This is a genomic window from Pseudomonas sp. Soil_N_39, assembly GCF_057655955.1.
On sequence record NZ_JBDGLI010000008.1, the window covers coordinates 19392 to 32710 of the forward strand.

The following is a 13319-nucleotide window of genomic DNA, read 5'->3' on the forward strand; positions in this document are numbered from 1 at the left end:
GCTCCTGTGGCGAGGGACAGTGACCCGCCTCCACAAGGGGTACACCACCGCGTCTTCCTTGTGGCAAGGTTGCGGGGTTCATCGAATATTTAGGGACGGATGGAATGACGCTCAGGGTCATGGTGGTCGGTGGGTATGGAAATTTCGGCAGTATCGTTTCCAGGCATCTGGTGGTGATGCCAGGTGTAGAACTGGTGATTTCGGGGCGTGACGCTCGAAAACTGCAGCGCAAAGTCGATGAGTTGAACGTTCAATCGGGCACTGTGTGTGAAAGTTGGTGCGGCGATGCCATGGGGCCAGGCTTCAAATCCGTCCTTGGCTTGATGAACATCCAATGGGTCATTCATACCGGCGGCCCCTTTCAAGGGCAATCCTATGCAGTCGCCGAGAGCTGCATCGACGCGGGCGTGAACTACTGTGACCTGTCCGATTCCAGGGCCTTTGTCACCGGCATTGGCGCACTCGACGCCCGGGCAAAACAGGCAGGCGTGGCGATCCTCAGTGGTTGCAGCTCAGTGCCGACGCTCTCGGCCGCCCTCATCGATCAGCAGCGGCATCGTTTTAAACGCATTGACACGATCGAGCATGGGATTTCCTCTTCGGCCAAGATGCCGGGGTTATCCACCGTCGAAGGCGTTCTCGCTTATGCGGGTAAGCCGATCAAGCAACTCAGGAATGGCCGAGTGCATGAGGTCCTGGGATGGCAGGATCTGACGCTTCGCAGAATGCACTCTATGGGCACCCGGGTATTGGCCAATGTCGACGTGCCGGACATGGATATCTTCGCCGGCCGCTATGGTGCCCAGACCCTGAGCTTCAAGGCCGGCGCTGGTCTGAAGCTCGGCGGCATTGCCAACTACCTGCTGGCCTGGGCAATGAGGATGGGGATGGTGCGTGACCATGTCCCTTGGGCGGCCAGGCTTCATCGATGGGGGCTCTGGTTCGAACGATTTGGCGATGGCAAAAGCGCAATGTACATCGACGTCCATGGCATCGGTGCCGATGACGAGCCGCTGTCGTTGAACGTCCAGCTCTGCGCCATGAACGACAAAGGGCCGGAAATTCCCAGCTGTGCAGCCGTTGCTTTGGCGGCAAAAGTTGCCCAAGGGTATCTGCCCGAGCCCGGTGCTCGGGCCTGTGTGGGTGAAATCACCGTCGACGAATACATGGCCGCCATCAACGATCCACAAAACCTCAGCCTGTCCGTGCATTTCTCTGACGGGCAGGGTTGACCATGCTCTATCTGTGCGTGAAGTACATCCATGTGATCGCGGCCATTTTCCTGTTCGGCTTCGGCATGGGGTCATACCTCTACCTGATCGCCGCCAGCCGCACCGCCAACCCGCAAGTCATTGCCCATGTGGCCAGGACGGTCGTCCGATTCGACACCTGGATTACCACGCCGGCGGGTTTTATTCAGATAGTAACGGGTTATCTGCTAATGAGGCTGGCCGGACTCCCCCTGATCACTGAATGGATCATGACGTCGCTGATCATCTTCTTTTGCGTGGGCGCGCTCTGGCTTCCGGTGCTGGTGCTCCAGAAGCGCTTATACGTAATGGCGTCGAGCGCGGTGGGGGATGGGCGGACGCTCGATGATCGATACTCATCCGTGTATCAGAAGTGGTTCTGGATGGGGGTTCTGGGCTTTTTGGGGATGTTTGTCATCGTGCTGATCATGGTGACGAAGATGACGCCACGTCAGTGGATCGAGCTATTGCTGGGTTAAGTATCGACCCGTTCCAGCGGGTTGGTCCCAGGCGTGGACATTTTCAAGAAACGCCGTTCATGATCCGCGTTCGGCAACAGGCATATGTCGTGTTTGCCAAACAGCCGATAACGATTCAGGGCAATGCGATCATAGGCCCAGTCCCGAAGCATGCGGGGGACGTAGCGCAGCAGTTTCACCGGGGGCCAGGCCCAAGGCAGCAGGGCTACGACTTCAAAAATCGCATCCGAACGCACCCAGTAATGCCGATCACGAACCACTGCCATGGTGTCGAACTGCTGCAAGGGTAAGCCTGCCCAGGCAAGCAAGGCTTGTCCTTCGGGCGACTGGACGGAGGCTAACCGCACGCGTCGGTCGCGGTCGTGGCGGATCAGGAACCTCGCCCAGCCATTGCACAGTTTACAAACACCATCGAACAGGACCACTGTCTCGCCTGGTTTGAGCAAGGGCGCGGGTGAAGGGCGAGTTTGGGAGATGGGCATGAATGTGTGTCTACAGGACGCTGGGTTACCCGGATAATACGCCTGTTTCAGCGTCAAAGGGCGTCCCGAAGGGGAGCCCGACCATGATGATTTCAAGGGCATGATCCGATCCATGAGCGATGACATCTACAACCTGTTCACACGCTTCCAGACCCCCGATCCTGACATCGGTCCCCGGGAGCAGGCGCCCATGCTTGCCCAGGAGCAGGCCTGGGCGCGTGAGCGCGCGGCCATGCATCGCTTCAGCTGGATCGTGGTGCTGGTGCCACCGTTGTGCCTGGGCCCGGTGCTGCCGGGCATTGCGTTTCTGCTGGGGTTGCTGGTCTATCAGGGGTTATCCGCCCCAGGCGTTGACCTTGACCGGATCGTCGGGGCCTCCTTTGGCTGGCTGGTGTTCGCCACATTGCTGTTCATGGCTGCGTGGATCCTGCACAACTTCTTGCGCGATACACGCGACCCGACCAAGCGCTATTGGCAGTCGATGCTCGACCAAGGGCTGGTCGAGCTCGAACACCATACCCTGGTCTCCGGCATCAGCCTGTGGTCCAACAACTATGACCCGGACTGCAACACCCTCATGCAATGGAGCGACGGCAAACTGAAATGCGTGCAAGACAGCGGTGTGTCGCAATGGATCCTGGCCAAGACCGCAGCGGGGCATTGGCTGGTGCTCAAGGAGCAATATCCGGGCAACTTCAGCTACGGCCGGGTAGGGCAAATGCCGGCGCCGGACAAGCTGCTGCGACCCCGTCAGCAACTGACGATTGCTTTCGCCCCGGGCACGAACCTGCAACTGGGTCGGCGTTTCGACGGTGCGCCGATGCCATTGGTGGAGACGCCGTACTGGATGTCTGCCGATGAGCTCAAGCGCCTGGACGAGGCCGCCCATCACTGGAATTTTCTACCGCCGAACCGCTATGGGGTGGTCAATGACGAGGATGCCGCGTGGGTGCAACGGTTGGTGAACAGGGCGCATCCAGCCGGGCGCTAAAGCCACGTATCCACCACCCGCCGATCCAACTCTTCCCAATCCGCCATGCCCAATACCCGCATCGTGTTCAGCCCGCGCAAATAACCGCGCAATTGATTGGCCGTGGCCCGCTTGAGCTCCGGCTCAGGTTCGGTGCTGCTCAACAGCACGCTTTCGTACTGGATCAGGTAGTCCGCCACCCGCTCACGGAAGTCGGGCAATACCGCGTCGCGAATCAGATCAAACGTTCTCATGGCTATACCTCATCAATCTTTCTCGGCTGGCAACTATTGCTAGGAGTAATAGTGACCATTACCAAATGCAAGTTCTGCTTTGCCGGCAATCATTGGAAAATCAGCGCCATCGAACACGCAGCCCAGTATTTTTATTTTCAGGACCCCCAACCCATGCGCCCTTTATTTTTGCTTGCCCTGGCGTTTTCCCCGTTATTGCTGGCCGGTTGTGCCTCTGCACCGAACGACCCGACCCTGACCTTGCAGACCAGCAAGACACCGGCCCAATACGCCGAATGCGTCGTACCGAAGTTGCAGGGCAATGCCTTGAACCCGATGGTCTCGCAGACCCAGCGCAGCTACCGCATCGTGGTGCCGAGCAAGGTGTCGGCGGACAACGTGCTGGAAGCCTACAAGGCCGGCAACGGCGGCAAGGTATTCATCTACGAGCGGCACTTGCTGGCCTCCAACCTCCTGCCTTCGAGTTTTGAACGCGCCGCACAGGAATGCATCTGACCGGCCCGTAAACGTTTTCACCGTGCTCCTTTGGTTGGCCGCAACCAACCAATTCCCTTGCCCCGCACCGTCTTCGGTCGCGGGGCTTTTTTTGCCTGCCGGTTTCAGGTTAGCCAATCATCCGCTCGGATGAACTCGATGAGCGCTTTCAGGGCCGGTGGCACATGGCGTCGGCTGGGGTAATAGAGAAAAAACCGGCTCGGCGGCGCTTTCCATTGCGCAAGCAGTTCCGTGAGATACCCACTGCGCAGGTCATCGCGCGCCAATTCCTCGTAGACGTAGGCAATCCCGGCGCCATCTTTCGCCGCCTGGATCATCAAAGCATCGTCTTCAAGCATGAGCGGGCCGGTGACGGACAAACGGATCGGTTGCCCCTCTGCCTGATACTCCCAAGCGTAGAGTTTGCCGCTGGGAAAACGCCGGGCGATGCAGGCATGGTCGAGCAAATCCCGTGGAACCTGGGCAATCCCCTTCGCGGCCAGGTAGGTTGGCGCGGCCACGGTCACGAACGATTGAGGGGGGCCGACAGGGACGGCGATCATGTCGCCGGCCAGGCTTTCGCCAAAGCGCACGCCGGCGTCAAAACCGCCGCTCACGATATCGGTCAAGCCATCATCGGTGACCAGGTCCAATTGAATGCGCGGATACCTGGCCACGAATGGCCCAAGTACTTTCGCAAATACTGCACGCGCCGCCGGACGCGCCACGTTGAGGCGAAGCTTGCCGGCGGGCACGTCCTGCAGCGAGGTCAACTGCGTCAAGGCATCGGCAACCTGCTGCAGGGTAGGGGCCAGCGTTGCCAATAGCTGGTGGCCGGCCTCGGTCGGGGTCACGCTGCGCGTGGTGCGGTTGAGCAGCCTGACACCCAGGCGTGCTTCCAGGGCCCGCATTGCGTGGCTCAATGCCGAGGCCGAAACACCCCGCTCGTCGGCGGCCTTGCGAAAGCTGCGATGGCGAGCGACGGCGGCAAAGGCATCCAGCTCGGACAGATCGGGGTGCTGACTCATGAATATTGCTCAGTAGTTCAAATAAGATTACCCATCTTATCGTCATGAGATCGCTCACGGATACTGCCTGCCTCATCTGTGGAGAACTGGCTATGCAAACCAATCGTCTTGGATCATCGGACTTCCTGATTTCGCCCATTGGCCTGGGAACCTGGGCCATTGCTGGCACCGGCTGGGAATACAGTTGGGGCGCGCAGGACGACGAGGACAGCCTGGGCGCCCTTGAATACGCTGTCGAGCGCGGGGTGAACTGGATCGATACGGCGGCGGTTTATGGGCTGGGCCATGCCGAGCGACTGGTCGGGCAGCTGTTGCGCCGGGTGCCGGCTTCGCGGCGTCCGTTGGTGTTCACCAAGGGCAGTCTGGTCTGGGACCCGGTCACCAAGGCAATTTCACACTCGCTGGCGCCTGGGTCATTGCTCGCCGAGGTCGAGGCAAGTTTGCGCCGACTGCAAGTCGAAACCATCGACCTTTATCAGATCCACTGGCCGGCCTTTCCTGCCGACGGTAGCAGTGAAGGGATCGAGGAGGCACTTTCGGCGTTGGTCACCGCCCGCGAACAGGGGAAAATCCGCGCTATCGGCGTCTCCAATTTTGATGTCGCGCAACTCAAGCGGGCTCAGGCGGTGACCGAGATCATCTCACTCCAGCCGCCTTATTCCGCCTTGATGCGGGACATCGAGGAGGACGTCCTGCCATTTTGCGAGCAGGCCGGAATGGGTGTCCTGGCCTATTCCACCCTTCAATCGGGACTGCTGTCCGGTAGCATGACGCGTGAGCGCATCGCCCAATTGCCCGACGACGATTGGCGAAAGGCCCGAAGCGCGGATTTCCAGGAGCCTCGCTTGAGCGCGAACCTGGCGTTGGTCGAGGTTTTGGCCGGTATTGGTGAACGGCACGGGGTGAGCGCGGCGGCAGTCGCCATCGCCTGGGCGCTGCGCAAACCGGTGGTGGCCGGCGCCATCGTCGGTGCTCGCCGTCCCGGACAGGTCGATGGGCTGATTGCCGGCTCGCAGCTGCGCCTCAGTGCCGAGGAGATCGACGAGATTCAACCTTTCCTGCCCTTGGGTATGGGCACGAATGTCCCTGGGGCGCTTGAGCTTTAACGTTTGGCAGCCCGCTTGAACGAGCGGGTTTGACGCCTCGCTGCATAATCGGCACTATTTGCTCGTTTGTGATCATTAGTGCTCGTTTATGCAGGTTGTAGCATCATGACTTCTCCTCACGAAACGTTCCCCGGCGAACGCCAGCAATTGATCAGCCAGCGTCTCGCTCGGTATGGCCGGGTGATCGCGGCTGACCTGGCCAGCGAATTCAATGTCTCCGAACACTCGATCCGGCGTGATCTGGGCGCATTGGCAGCGGCGGGGGTGTGCAAGCGCGTTTATGGCGGCGCGATACTCTTGCCCGCTGCCGAAGGGTCGATGGAGGCGCGCGTGCGTAAAGACCCGGCGCGCAAGGGCAGTCTCGGCCAAGCGGCCGCTGCATTGTTGCGCGCGGGCCAACACGTGTTTATCGACGCCGGGTCGACCAACCTGGCCGTCGCCTGCGCTATCGATCCGCACCTGCAATTGACCCTCACCACCAATTCGCCGTTGATTGCGGTTCAGTTGATGAAACTGCCCCGCGCCGAGGTCATCCTGCTGGGTGGCCGCTTGAGTCCAAACGCGGGAGGTGTGATCGGGCTGACCGCTGTCCAGCAATTGCGCCAATTCAGTTTCGACGTGTGTGTCCTCGGCGCCTGCGCCATCGATCCCGACAATGGCGTCACGGCGTTCGGCCTGGACGACGCGGAGTTCAAGCGCGCGGTGGTCGCGGCAAGTGGACAGGTGATCGCGGCGGTGACCAATGAAAAGCTGTCCAGCGTTGCCCACTACCAGGTGGCCTCCTGCGAAGAAGTCGCCGCCCTGGTGGTGGAGCACGATGCGCCCCGTGAGCGACTCGAACCCTTCTTCGGCCGGGTGACCAACGTCGTGACGGCTGCCCGTGAACAGCGCCGTACCTGATGCCTTTGCCGCCGTGAACTCGACAATTGGATAGATACTGCACGGCCCCCATTGTCCGCCAGGCGATTTGCGTCTAGTTTGCTGCCCGATCACAAGTACAAAAAATCAGGAGTCATCGATGCAACCGATTCGTCTCGGCCTGGTGGGCTACGGCAAGATTGCCCAGGATCAACACGTTCCAGCCATCCACGCCAACCCCGCATTCCAACTGGTGGCGGTCGCCACGCAAGGGCAACCCTGCGCCGGGGTGGAGAACTTCCGGTCCCTGGGCGAGCTGCTCGAAAACGGCCCGCACGTCGATGCGATTGCGTTTTGCACACCGCCACAAGGTCGATTCGCCCTGGTGCAACAAGCGCTGGCGGCCGGTAAACACGTCCTGGTGGAAAAACCGCCGTGCGCCACCCTGGGCGAGGCCATGGCCTTGGTGGAGCAAGTTCGCGAGCAAGACGTCAGCGGCCTGTTCGCCTGGCATTCCCGTTACGCCCCGGGCATCGAAGCCGCCCGTGACTGGCTGGCCAGTCGCACCGTGCACAGCGTCCAGATCGATTGGAAGGAAGACGTGCGCAAGTGGCACCCCGGCCAGGCGTGGATCTGGCAGCCCGGTGGCCTGGGTGTCTTCGATCCGGGCATCAATGCCTTGTCGATTGCGACCCATTTGTTGGCGTTGCCGTTGTTCGTGGAGTCCGCCGAGTTGCGCGTGCCGGACAACTGCCAGTCGCCGATTGCCGCCAGCATCAAGATGGCCGACGCGCGTCACCTCGATATTCGTGCGGAGTTCGATTTCGACCATGGTCATGACGAACTCTGGAGCATCGAGATTCGCTGCGCCGAAGGCGTCCTGCGCCTGGACAACGGCGGTGCGCTGTTGAGCATCGATGGCATGCGCCAGGCCGTCTCCGAGGAAGGTGAGTACGCCGCGGTATATCGGCATTTCCAGCAACTGATCAACGACAAAGCCAGTGACATGGACCTGCAGCCACTGCGGTTGGTCGCGGACAGCTTTTTTGTCGGCAGTCGGACGGCGGTCGAGCCGTTCTACGATTAACCCAGGGAACTGCAGTTGAACGAACAGACCTTGTCCATGCGCCTGGAGCGCGTGGCGGCGCATATGCCGGCGGGTGCGCGCCTGGCCGATATCGGCTCGGATCACGCTTACCTGCCGGTGGCCTTGCTGCGCCGTGGCGCTATTGAGACGGCGGTGGCCGGCGAGGTGGCGTTGACGCCGTTGCGCGCCGCCGAGCGCACCGTGGGCGAGAATGGCCTGGAGCAATGGATCAGCGTGCGCCTGGCCGACGGCCTGGCGGCAATCGAGCCGGAAGACGAGATCACGGCGATCAGTCTCTGTGGCATGGGCGGCGAAACGATCCGCGACATCCTGGACAGTGGCAAAGCACGGCTGAGCGGGCGGGAGCGGCTGATCCTGCAACCCAACGGCGGCGAACAACCGCTGCGCCAATGGCTGATGGAGAACGACTACCGCATCCTTTGCGAGGAAGTGCTGCGGGAAAACCGTTTCTACTACGAGATCATCGTCGCCGAGCGCGCCGGGCCGGTGACGTACACCGCCGAGCAGCTGTACTTCGGCCCACTGCAGATGCAAGCCCGAACCCCGATTTTCCTGGCCAAGTGGCAACGCCTGTTGCGCCAGAAGCAAAAGACCCTCACCAGCTTTGCCAAGGCGCGGCAGGCTGTGCCCGAAGAGAAACTGCACGACATCACACGGCAGGTCCGTTGGATCACTGAGCTGTTGGCTTGAGTTGCATTGAGGTTGGATGTGCCGACGTCATCGCGAGCAAGCTCGCTCCCACAAGGGGGTGTGATAGGTCGGAATGCTGTGAACACCCGCAATCCCCTGTGGGAGCGAGCTTGCTCGCGATGAGGCCATCACTGACTTGAAAAATTCCACGGTCTTCAGCCGGCTGCTTACCGACTCACCACCGGGTAATGCTTGATACGACACGCATACGAGTTGCCGTCGCCCTTACAGACGCCATCCAGGTAACGGTAGTCGACCTGTACCGACTGTCCTTTCCCGGGCCATTGGCGGCGAGGGAGCGTGGCTTGGTAGTCCGGGGTTTCCGGAGTGAAGGTGAGTAACGAGCCTTGCGCCGGACACTCCACCGAAGAGGTCTTCGGCCTGACTTTCATCACCTGCGCCTGAAGCTGAGGATAGGGTTGTTTCAGCACCTCGACGATGCGCAGCTCCATCTGGCAGATCTGCCACGTTGAGGCCTGGACGGGCTCGCCCATGAAGGAGAGCGTCAAGGCAAGCAGTCCGAGACAGGCTGTGTGGGTGTTCATGGTTGACCTTGTTTGAAGTGCTGACGTTGGCGAATCATAGCTTGGTATTGTGGCCCTCGGCAGGGTGGTGGCACTATGCCTACAGTCTTTAGGCCATTACAAGGAAGTGATCCATGCCCGGCATCCCAAACGTCGCGTCAGCGTTCTGTGAATTCATGCAATCGTGGGAAGAGGACCGCAAATACCTGCCGTCCTCCATCAGTGCCCTGGCCAACGGTTTCGAGGGCTGGCTGAAGTTCGAGTTTTATTTCTGGCTGATCCACGCCCGTCGACTTCGTGGTTCCGACCGTGAGCTGGCGGACGTTGGCGTCGAGTACAAGGTGGCGCTCGATCAGCGTTGGTCGCAGATGGACATCCTCACCAAACAATGCGATTTGTGGATTCGCGACCAGGATGAAAAGCGCTTTCACTTCATTGAACTCAAGACACCTTTCGCCAATGCCAACCAGGGCAAGATGTTTGAAAGTGCCGCCAAAGATTATTGGTACATGACCCGGCTGAAATCCCAGGCGGAAAAGGTAGCAACGGGCAGCGTCATTATCTTTGGTGTGAACTTTGACCAGGCGCGCTGGGAAAAGCACCTCCAGTACATTGAGGAATATGCCGGCTACGTCGAGCATTCATCCAAGGCATCGGGCACCGTGCCAGGCGTGGAGGGCTTGAGGTGGGCGGTCCTGACCATGCACTACCCGCAGATAGGTGAGATCCCTCTGCCGCACGCCGAGGTTCAGGCGCCGTGAAGCCGTAGAGGGTCGCTGGCCTGGCACTGCTCGCTCAACCGTAAAGCCCCATCAACGAGAAAGACTTGTCCGTGGTCAGTGCGACAACTTCGGCCAGCGAATGCAGGAGCACCGGCACCAGCAGGCCACCGCTGACCACCCTGGCAACGGCGAACACGCCGCCACAGGCGAAGATCAGCACGACCGTTATCCAATTCCCGTATTGGATGTGCATGCCGGCGAAGATGGCTGAGGTCACGATGATCGCGATCCATGTCCAGGCACGGCTGTTCTCGTAGGGAAACAGCCGGAGCATGTAATGGCGGAAGAACAGCTCTTCGGCGATGGGCGGCAGCACGATCAGCGAGGCAATCTTGATCGCGGCCTGCCAACTGTTGAGCCCGTCCAGGAGCTCGGCCATGAACACCTCACGCGGCAGCCCGAGCACGAAGACGGCGACCCCAAAAAGCAGGTAGGTCCCGATAATGCTGATCGCCCCCCACTGCAGGGGTTTGCGAATGGCATGGCCGCGCCACTGCGTGCGCGAATCGGCGCGGTATTGCAAGGCGAAGTGGGCGAGGAGAACGAGCGCGGTGATGCCCGAGGTGGTCGTGAACGTCAGGTAGGTCTGCATGTCCGCGGGGACGAAAAGGACCTCGGGCATCGCGGCCAGGAAGACGATCAGGGTGGCCAGCACAAACATCCCGAGCCGGGGAAAGAAGCGGTAGGGCGATAAAGTGGAAGCGGGTGCAAACTCAGGGGCGGCACTTAGATTCGTCACAGTCACTCCATGAGTGCAAGGAAAAAGGGCATGATGCCAGTGTTTTGATCGTCTGGGATGAGTTCCTACCGGCTTTGTGGAGAGGTACGCAATTGGCCCTGCGACTCGGTGCTTGCAGGAGGGGGTTATCAAGGTTGTCTGGCGCGACTGGAGGTGGGGAGTCTCACTACGTCGAACTTGTGGGGTAAGGAACAGGTTCCCGCGCCACTGCTCCACCGCTATCGCGAGCAAGCTCGCTCCCACATTTGATCGTCGGCAGACGCAACATTCATGTTCAATACAGAACCCCTGTGGGAGCGCTTGCTCGCGATGGCGATCTACCCGTCGAAAACGCTTTCGAACCTTATGGCCCAAGGCCCACTCCCACATTGGGTTATCATGGCAACTTTCCCAATGACCGACTGATCACCATGACTGCCGTAACCGACACCCTGCTCGATACCCTTGAAACCTGCGACATGCTGATCATTGACAAGCTGCATGCGTTCGATTTTTCCCTCGACGAGCAGGATCAACTGCACGTCGAGTGCATGAACGGTCGTACCCGCGAGCATTGGCGTTTCACACCGGCGCAGATGCAGGCCGCGACCTTCGATACAACCTGCAATCACTGGGTCATCACCAGTGATTCGGGTGATCACCATCTGGAGTGCATAAAGGCATTCGGCGGTCACGACGATGAGGACGACGAAGATGAAAGTGCGTAGTCTCTGGCCGCTGTTGATGGCCGGAAGCCTGGGGGCCATGGGCGTCCAGGCGGACACCGAAGAACGTCATCAACTGCTGGTGGGGTCCTACACTGCCGGGCAGAGCCAAGGTATCTACCGGTTGCAGTTCGACAGCCGTACCGGCCAGATCGACGCGAACCCGTTGCAAGTGATCAAGACTGACAACCCTTCATGGCTGACCCTTTCCAAGGACATGACCCGGCTGTTCGTGGTCAACGAAAACGGACCGGGCCAGAAAGACCCGGTGGGCAAGGTCAGCAGCTACACCATCGACCCGAAGACCCATGCCATCAGCCTGATCAATCAGGTGCAATCCCTGGGCAACGAGCCGACCCACTCCAGCCTCAGCGGCGATGGCCGGCATTTGCTGGTCAGCAACTATTCGGTGGTGGAAGACCCGGGCGGCACCCTGGCGGTGTTGCCGGTGGGCGCTGACGGCACGCTGTCGCCGGTGGTGCAATTGAGCAGTCATCAGCCGAGCCGGGTCAACCCCGAGCGGCAGATGTCGGCCCACGTGCACGCGGCGGTGTCGTCGCCCGATGGCAGGTACGTGTTCGCCAACGACCTGGGGGCGGACAAGGTGTTCATCTACCGCTACGACCCCAAGGCCAATCCCGAGCTGCCACTGACCGCCGCCGATCCGGCCTTCGTGCAGTTGCCACCTGGCAGCGGCCCGCGTCACCTGCTGTTCAGCGCTGACGGCAAGCACGCCTGGCTGACCATGGAAATGAGCGCGCAAGTGGCGGTGTTCGATTACCAGGACGGTCGCCTGACCCAGCGCCAACTGGTCGACCTGGCCGCCGGCAAACCCCAGCCGGGCAGGGCGGCGGCTGCGTTGCATGCTTCCAGGGATGGCAAGTTCCTCTACGTCAGCAACCGTGGCACCACCAACGAAGTGCTGGTGTTCGCCATCGACCCGGCCGCCGGCACGCTCAAGGAGCTGCAGCGGCGCTCGGTGGAAGGCGATCATCCGCGGGAGTTCAGCCTCGATCCGAGCGGGAAATTCCTGTTGATTGCCAACCAGAAGAGCAACCAGATCGTGGTGGTCGAGCGTGATCCGAAGACCGGCCTGCTGGGTAAAACCGTGCAGAAAATGCCGATGGAGGCGCCGAGCGACCTGAAGTTCATCGTCCGTCAATAGACCGCAGGCCCCGGTTTTCGGGGCCTGCACCGTTGTATCAACGAGACTGATAGTCGCTAGTATTACAAAGCATTTCAAGGCGAGACGCCTCGGCGCGTAAGTTTGCTCCACGGCCCAACCGGGCAAGTCAGCCAACTGAATCCGAGGTCTACCGCCATGAATCTGAATCTCTTCTCCGTGATCGCCGCTTCCGCCATCTCTGCCACCGTGGCGCTGCCCGCCAGTGCCAGCGTCGAGATCAGCGACAAGAAAAACCGCACCCACAGCTACACCGAGAAATACCTGCAACAAAGCGCCAACTTCTATGCGGCGCTGGACCACAAGAATCAACACTGAAATCTTGTGCAACGACTGAAGCCTGCGATCTTTTCATCTTCACCTGAACATCGGGTGAAAGAGAAAAGATCGCAGGCTTCGCCGTTTCTGAAGAAATCCTGCTGTAATATCACTTGGCCATGTGTTTAAATTTGACGCTGATAAATTGACTCCTTCGCAGATAAGGATCGACACCATGGCGATGCGTTTGGCAGTGATGCTGCTGTTTCTCTATTCCACGCCGATTGTTTCGGCGGCCCAACCGGATGCGGGCGAGTTGGAAGTGGCGCGTGAGCGATTATTGAGTTTGCTGAGCGACTGATTGATTCAGTAACGGGGCTGCATGATGCTTTTGTGGCGAGGGGATTTATCCCCGCTGGGCTGCGAAGCA

Annotated in this window: 18 protein-coding genes; 13 read left to right on the top strand and 5 right to left on the bottom strand. The window is 60.1% G+C overall.

Annotated elements, in window-relative coordinates; all coding sequences use genetic code 11:
* Window positions 1-104 precede the first annotated feature (104 nt).
* On the top strand, window positions 105-1232 hold the full coding sequence (locus AC3A5O_RS13545) for a saccharopine dehydrogenase NADP-binding domain-containing protein (protein ID WP_487753282.1): 1128 nt from the start codon (window positions 105-107) through the stop codon (window positions 1230-1232).
* Window positions 1233-1234: 2 nt separating this feature from the next.
* Entirely contained in the window at window positions 1235-1729 is a 495-nt protein-coding gene (locus AC3A5O_RS13550; RefSeq protein WP_122566380.1) for a DUF2269 family protein, read from the top strand.
* Here AC3A5O_RS13550 and AC3A5O_RS13555 read toward each other — a convergent pair.
* Window positions 1726-2211, bottom strand: a complete 486-nt coding sequence (locus AC3A5O_RS13555; RefSeq protein WP_487753283.1) for a thiol-disulfide oxidoreductase DCC family protein — start codon at window positions 2209-2211, stop codon at window positions 1726-1728. The genes AC3A5O_RS13550 and AC3A5O_RS13555 overlap by 4 nt on opposite strands.
* Window positions 2212-2323: 112 nt before the next feature.
* Between AC3A5O_RS13555 and AC3A5O_RS13560 the strand changes: the two genes are divergently transcribed.
* Window positions 2324-3202, top strand: coding sequence for a hypothetical protein (locus tag AC3A5O_RS13560; protein ID WP_487753284.1), 879 nt, complete (start codon window positions 2324-2326; stop codon window positions 3200-3202).
* Here AC3A5O_RS13560 and AC3A5O_RS13565 read toward each other — a convergent pair.
* A complete protein-coding gene (locus AC3A5O_RS13565; protein ID WP_122566383.1) occupies window positions 3199-3435 on the bottom strand; it encodes a hypothetical protein in 237 nt (78 codons plus the stop codon). The two genes, AC3A5O_RS13560 and AC3A5O_RS13565, sit on opposite strands and share 4 nt — an antisense overlap.
* 153 nt (window positions 3436-3588) lie before the next feature.
* Here AC3A5O_RS13565 and AC3A5O_RS13570 point away from each other — a divergent pair, with 153 nt between their 5' ends.
* Complete coding sequence (locus tag AC3A5O_RS13570; RefSeq protein ID WP_122566518.1) at window positions 3589-3930, top strand: hypothetical protein; 342 nt, start codon at window positions 3589-3591, stop codon at window positions 3928-3930.
* Between the two features lie 104 nt (window positions 3931-4034).
* Here AC3A5O_RS13570 and AC3A5O_RS13575 read toward each other — a convergent pair whose 3' ends face one another.
* Window positions 4035-4937: a LysR family transcriptional regulator gene (locus AC3A5O_RS13575; RefSeq protein WP_305470674.1), complete on the bottom strand. Its 903-nt coding sequence runs from the start codon at window positions 4935-4937 to the stop codon at window positions 4035-4037.
* 92 nt (window positions 4938-5029) lie between these two features.
* Between AC3A5O_RS13575 and AC3A5O_RS13580 the strand changes: the two genes are divergently transcribed.
* The 4 genes from AC3A5O_RS13580 to AC3A5O_RS13595 all read left to right on the top strand — a co-directional run bounded on the left by AC3A5O_RS13580 (window position 5030) and on the right by AC3A5O_RS13595 (window position 8699).
* A complete protein-coding gene (locus tag AC3A5O_RS13580) occupies window positions 5030-6043 on the top strand; it encodes an aldo/keto reductase (protein WP_122566385.1) in 1014 nt (337 codons plus the stop codon).
* 105 nt (window positions 6044-6148) lie between these two features.
* Window positions 6149-6943, top strand: a complete 795-nt coding sequence (locus AC3A5O_RS13585) for a DeoR/GlpR family DNA-binding transcription regulator (protein WP_122566386.1) — start codon at window positions 6149-6151, stop codon at window positions 6941-6943.
* A gap of 118 nt (window positions 6944-7061) precedes the next feature.
* Window positions 7062-7988 carry a Gfo/Idh/MocA family protein gene (locus AC3A5O_RS13590; protein WP_487753285.1) on the top strand — a complete coding sequence of 309 codons (927 nt, stop codon included), beginning with the start codon at window positions 7062-7064 and terminating at the stop codon, window positions 7986-7988.
* 15 nt (window positions 7989-8003) lie between these two features.
* Window positions 8004-8699 (top strand): tRNA (adenine(22)-N(1))-methyltransferase, encoded by a 696-nt coding sequence (locus AC3A5O_RS13595; protein ID WP_305470677.1) that lies wholly within the window; start codon window positions 8004-8006, stop codon window positions 8697-8699.
* A 167-nt stretch (window positions 8700-8866) separates the two neighbouring features.
* Here the strand turns inward: AC3A5O_RS13595 and AC3A5O_RS13600 are convergent, their stop codons facing one another.
* Window positions 8867-9244, bottom strand: a complete 378-nt coding sequence (locus AC3A5O_RS13600; RefSeq protein WP_122566389.1) for a hypothetical protein — start codon at window positions 9242-9244, stop codon at window positions 8867-8869.
* Between the two features lie 113 nt (window positions 9245-9357).
* Here AC3A5O_RS13600 and AC3A5O_RS13605 point away from each other — a divergent pair, with 113 nt between their 5' ends.
* Window positions 9358-9984 carry a hypothetical protein gene (locus AC3A5O_RS13605; RefSeq protein WP_305470678.1) on the top strand — a complete coding sequence of 209 codons (627 nt, stop codon included), beginning with the start codon at window positions 9358-9360 and terminating at the stop codon, window positions 9982-9984.
* A 34-nt stretch (window positions 9985-10018) separates the two neighbouring features.
* Here AC3A5O_RS13605 and AC3A5O_RS13610 read toward each other — a convergent pair whose 3' ends face one another.
* Window positions 10019-10744: a CPBP family intramembrane glutamic endopeptidase gene (locus AC3A5O_RS13610; RefSeq protein WP_305470680.1), complete on the bottom strand. Its 726-nt coding sequence runs from the start codon at window positions 10742-10744 to the stop codon at window positions 10019-10021.
* A gap of 368 nt (window positions 10745-11112) precedes the next feature.
* Here AC3A5O_RS13610 and AC3A5O_RS13615 point away from each other — a divergent pair, with 368 nt between their 5' ends.
* From AC3A5O_RS13615 to AC3A5O_RS13630, 4 genes are all read left to right on the top strand, one after another.
* A complete protein-coding gene (locus tag AC3A5O_RS13615) occupies window positions 11113-11451 on the top strand; it encodes a DUF5629 family protein (RefSeq protein WP_305470682.1) in 339 nt (112 codons plus the stop codon).
* On the top strand, window positions 11438-12613 hold the full coding sequence (locus AC3A5O_RS13620) for a lactonase family protein (RefSeq protein ID WP_305470683.1): 1176 nt from the start codon (window positions 11438-11440) through the stop codon (window positions 12611-12613). Before AC3A5O_RS13615 ends, AC3A5O_RS13620 begins: the two co-directional genes overlap by 14 nt.
* Window positions 12614-12769: 156 nt before the next feature.
* Window positions 12770-12949, top strand: a complete 180-nt coding sequence (locus AC3A5O_RS13625; protein WP_122566393.1) for a hypothetical protein — start codon at window positions 12770-12772, stop codon at window positions 12947-12949.
* 175 nt (window positions 12950-13124) lie between these two features.
* Window positions 13125-13250 (top strand): hypothetical protein, encoded by a 126-nt coding sequence (locus AC3A5O_RS13630; RefSeq protein ID WP_256587218.1) that lies wholly within the window; start codon window positions 13125-13127, stop codon window positions 13248-13250.
* The last annotated feature ends 69 nt before the right edge of the window (window positions 13251-13319 follow it).

Coding starts and splice junctions, on each gene's coding strand:
- AC3A5O_RS13545 (WP_487753282.1), top strand. CDS start 105: ATGACGCTCAGGGTCATGGTGGTCGGTGGGTATGGAAATTTCGGCAGT.
- AC3A5O_RS13550 (WP_122566380.1), top strand. CDS start 1,235: ATGCTCTATCTGTGCGTGAAGTACATCCATGTGATCGCGGCCATTTTC.
- AC3A5O_RS13555 (WP_487753283.1), bottom strand. CDS start 2,211: ATGCCCATCTCCCAAACTCGCCCTTCACCCGCGCCCTTGCTCAAACCA.
- AC3A5O_RS13560 (WP_487753284.1), top strand. CDS start 2,324: ATGAGCGATGACATCTACAACCTGTTCACACGCTTCCAGACCCCCGAT.
- AC3A5O_RS13565 (WP_122566383.1), bottom strand. CDS start 3,435: ATGAGAACGTTTGATCTGATTCGCGACGCGGTATTGCCCGACTTCCGT.
- AC3A5O_RS13570 (WP_122566518.1), top strand. CDS start 3,589: ATGCGCCCTTTATTTTTGCTTGCCCTGGCGTTTTCCCCGTTATTGCTG.
- AC3A5O_RS13575 (WP_305470674.1), bottom strand. CDS start 4,937: ATGAGTCAGCACCCCGATCTGTCCGAGCTGGATGCCTTTGCCGCCGTC.
- AC3A5O_RS13580 (WP_122566385.1), top strand. CDS start 5,030: ATGCAAACCAATCGTCTTGGATCATCGGACTTCCTGATTTCGCCCATT.
- AC3A5O_RS13585 (WP_122566386.1), top strand. CDS start 6,149: ATGACTTCTCCTCACGAAACGTTCCCCGGCGAACGCCAGCAATTGATC.
- AC3A5O_RS13590 (WP_487753285.1), top strand. CDS start 7,062: ATGCAACCGATTCGTCTCGGCCTGGTGGGCTACGGCAAGATTGCCCAG.
- AC3A5O_RS13600 (WP_122566389.1), bottom strand. CDS start 9,244: ATGAACACCCACACAGCCTGTCTCGGACTGCTTGCCTTGACGCTCTCC.
- AC3A5O_RS13605 (WP_305470678.1), top strand. CDS start 9,358: ATGCCCGGCATCCCAAACGTCGCGTCAGCGTTCTGTGAATTCATGCAA.
- AC3A5O_RS13620 (WP_305470683.1), top strand. CDS start 11,438: ATGAAAGTGCGTAGTCTCTGGCCGCTGTTGATGGCCGGAAGCCTGGGG.
- AC3A5O_RS13625 (WP_122566393.1), top strand. CDS start 12,770: ATGAATCTGAATCTCTTCTCCGTGATCGCCGCTTCCGCCATCTCTGCC.
- AC3A5O_RS13630 (WP_256587218.1), top strand. CDS start 13,125: ATGGCGATGCGTTTGGCAGTGATGCTGCTGTTTCTCTATTCCACGCCG.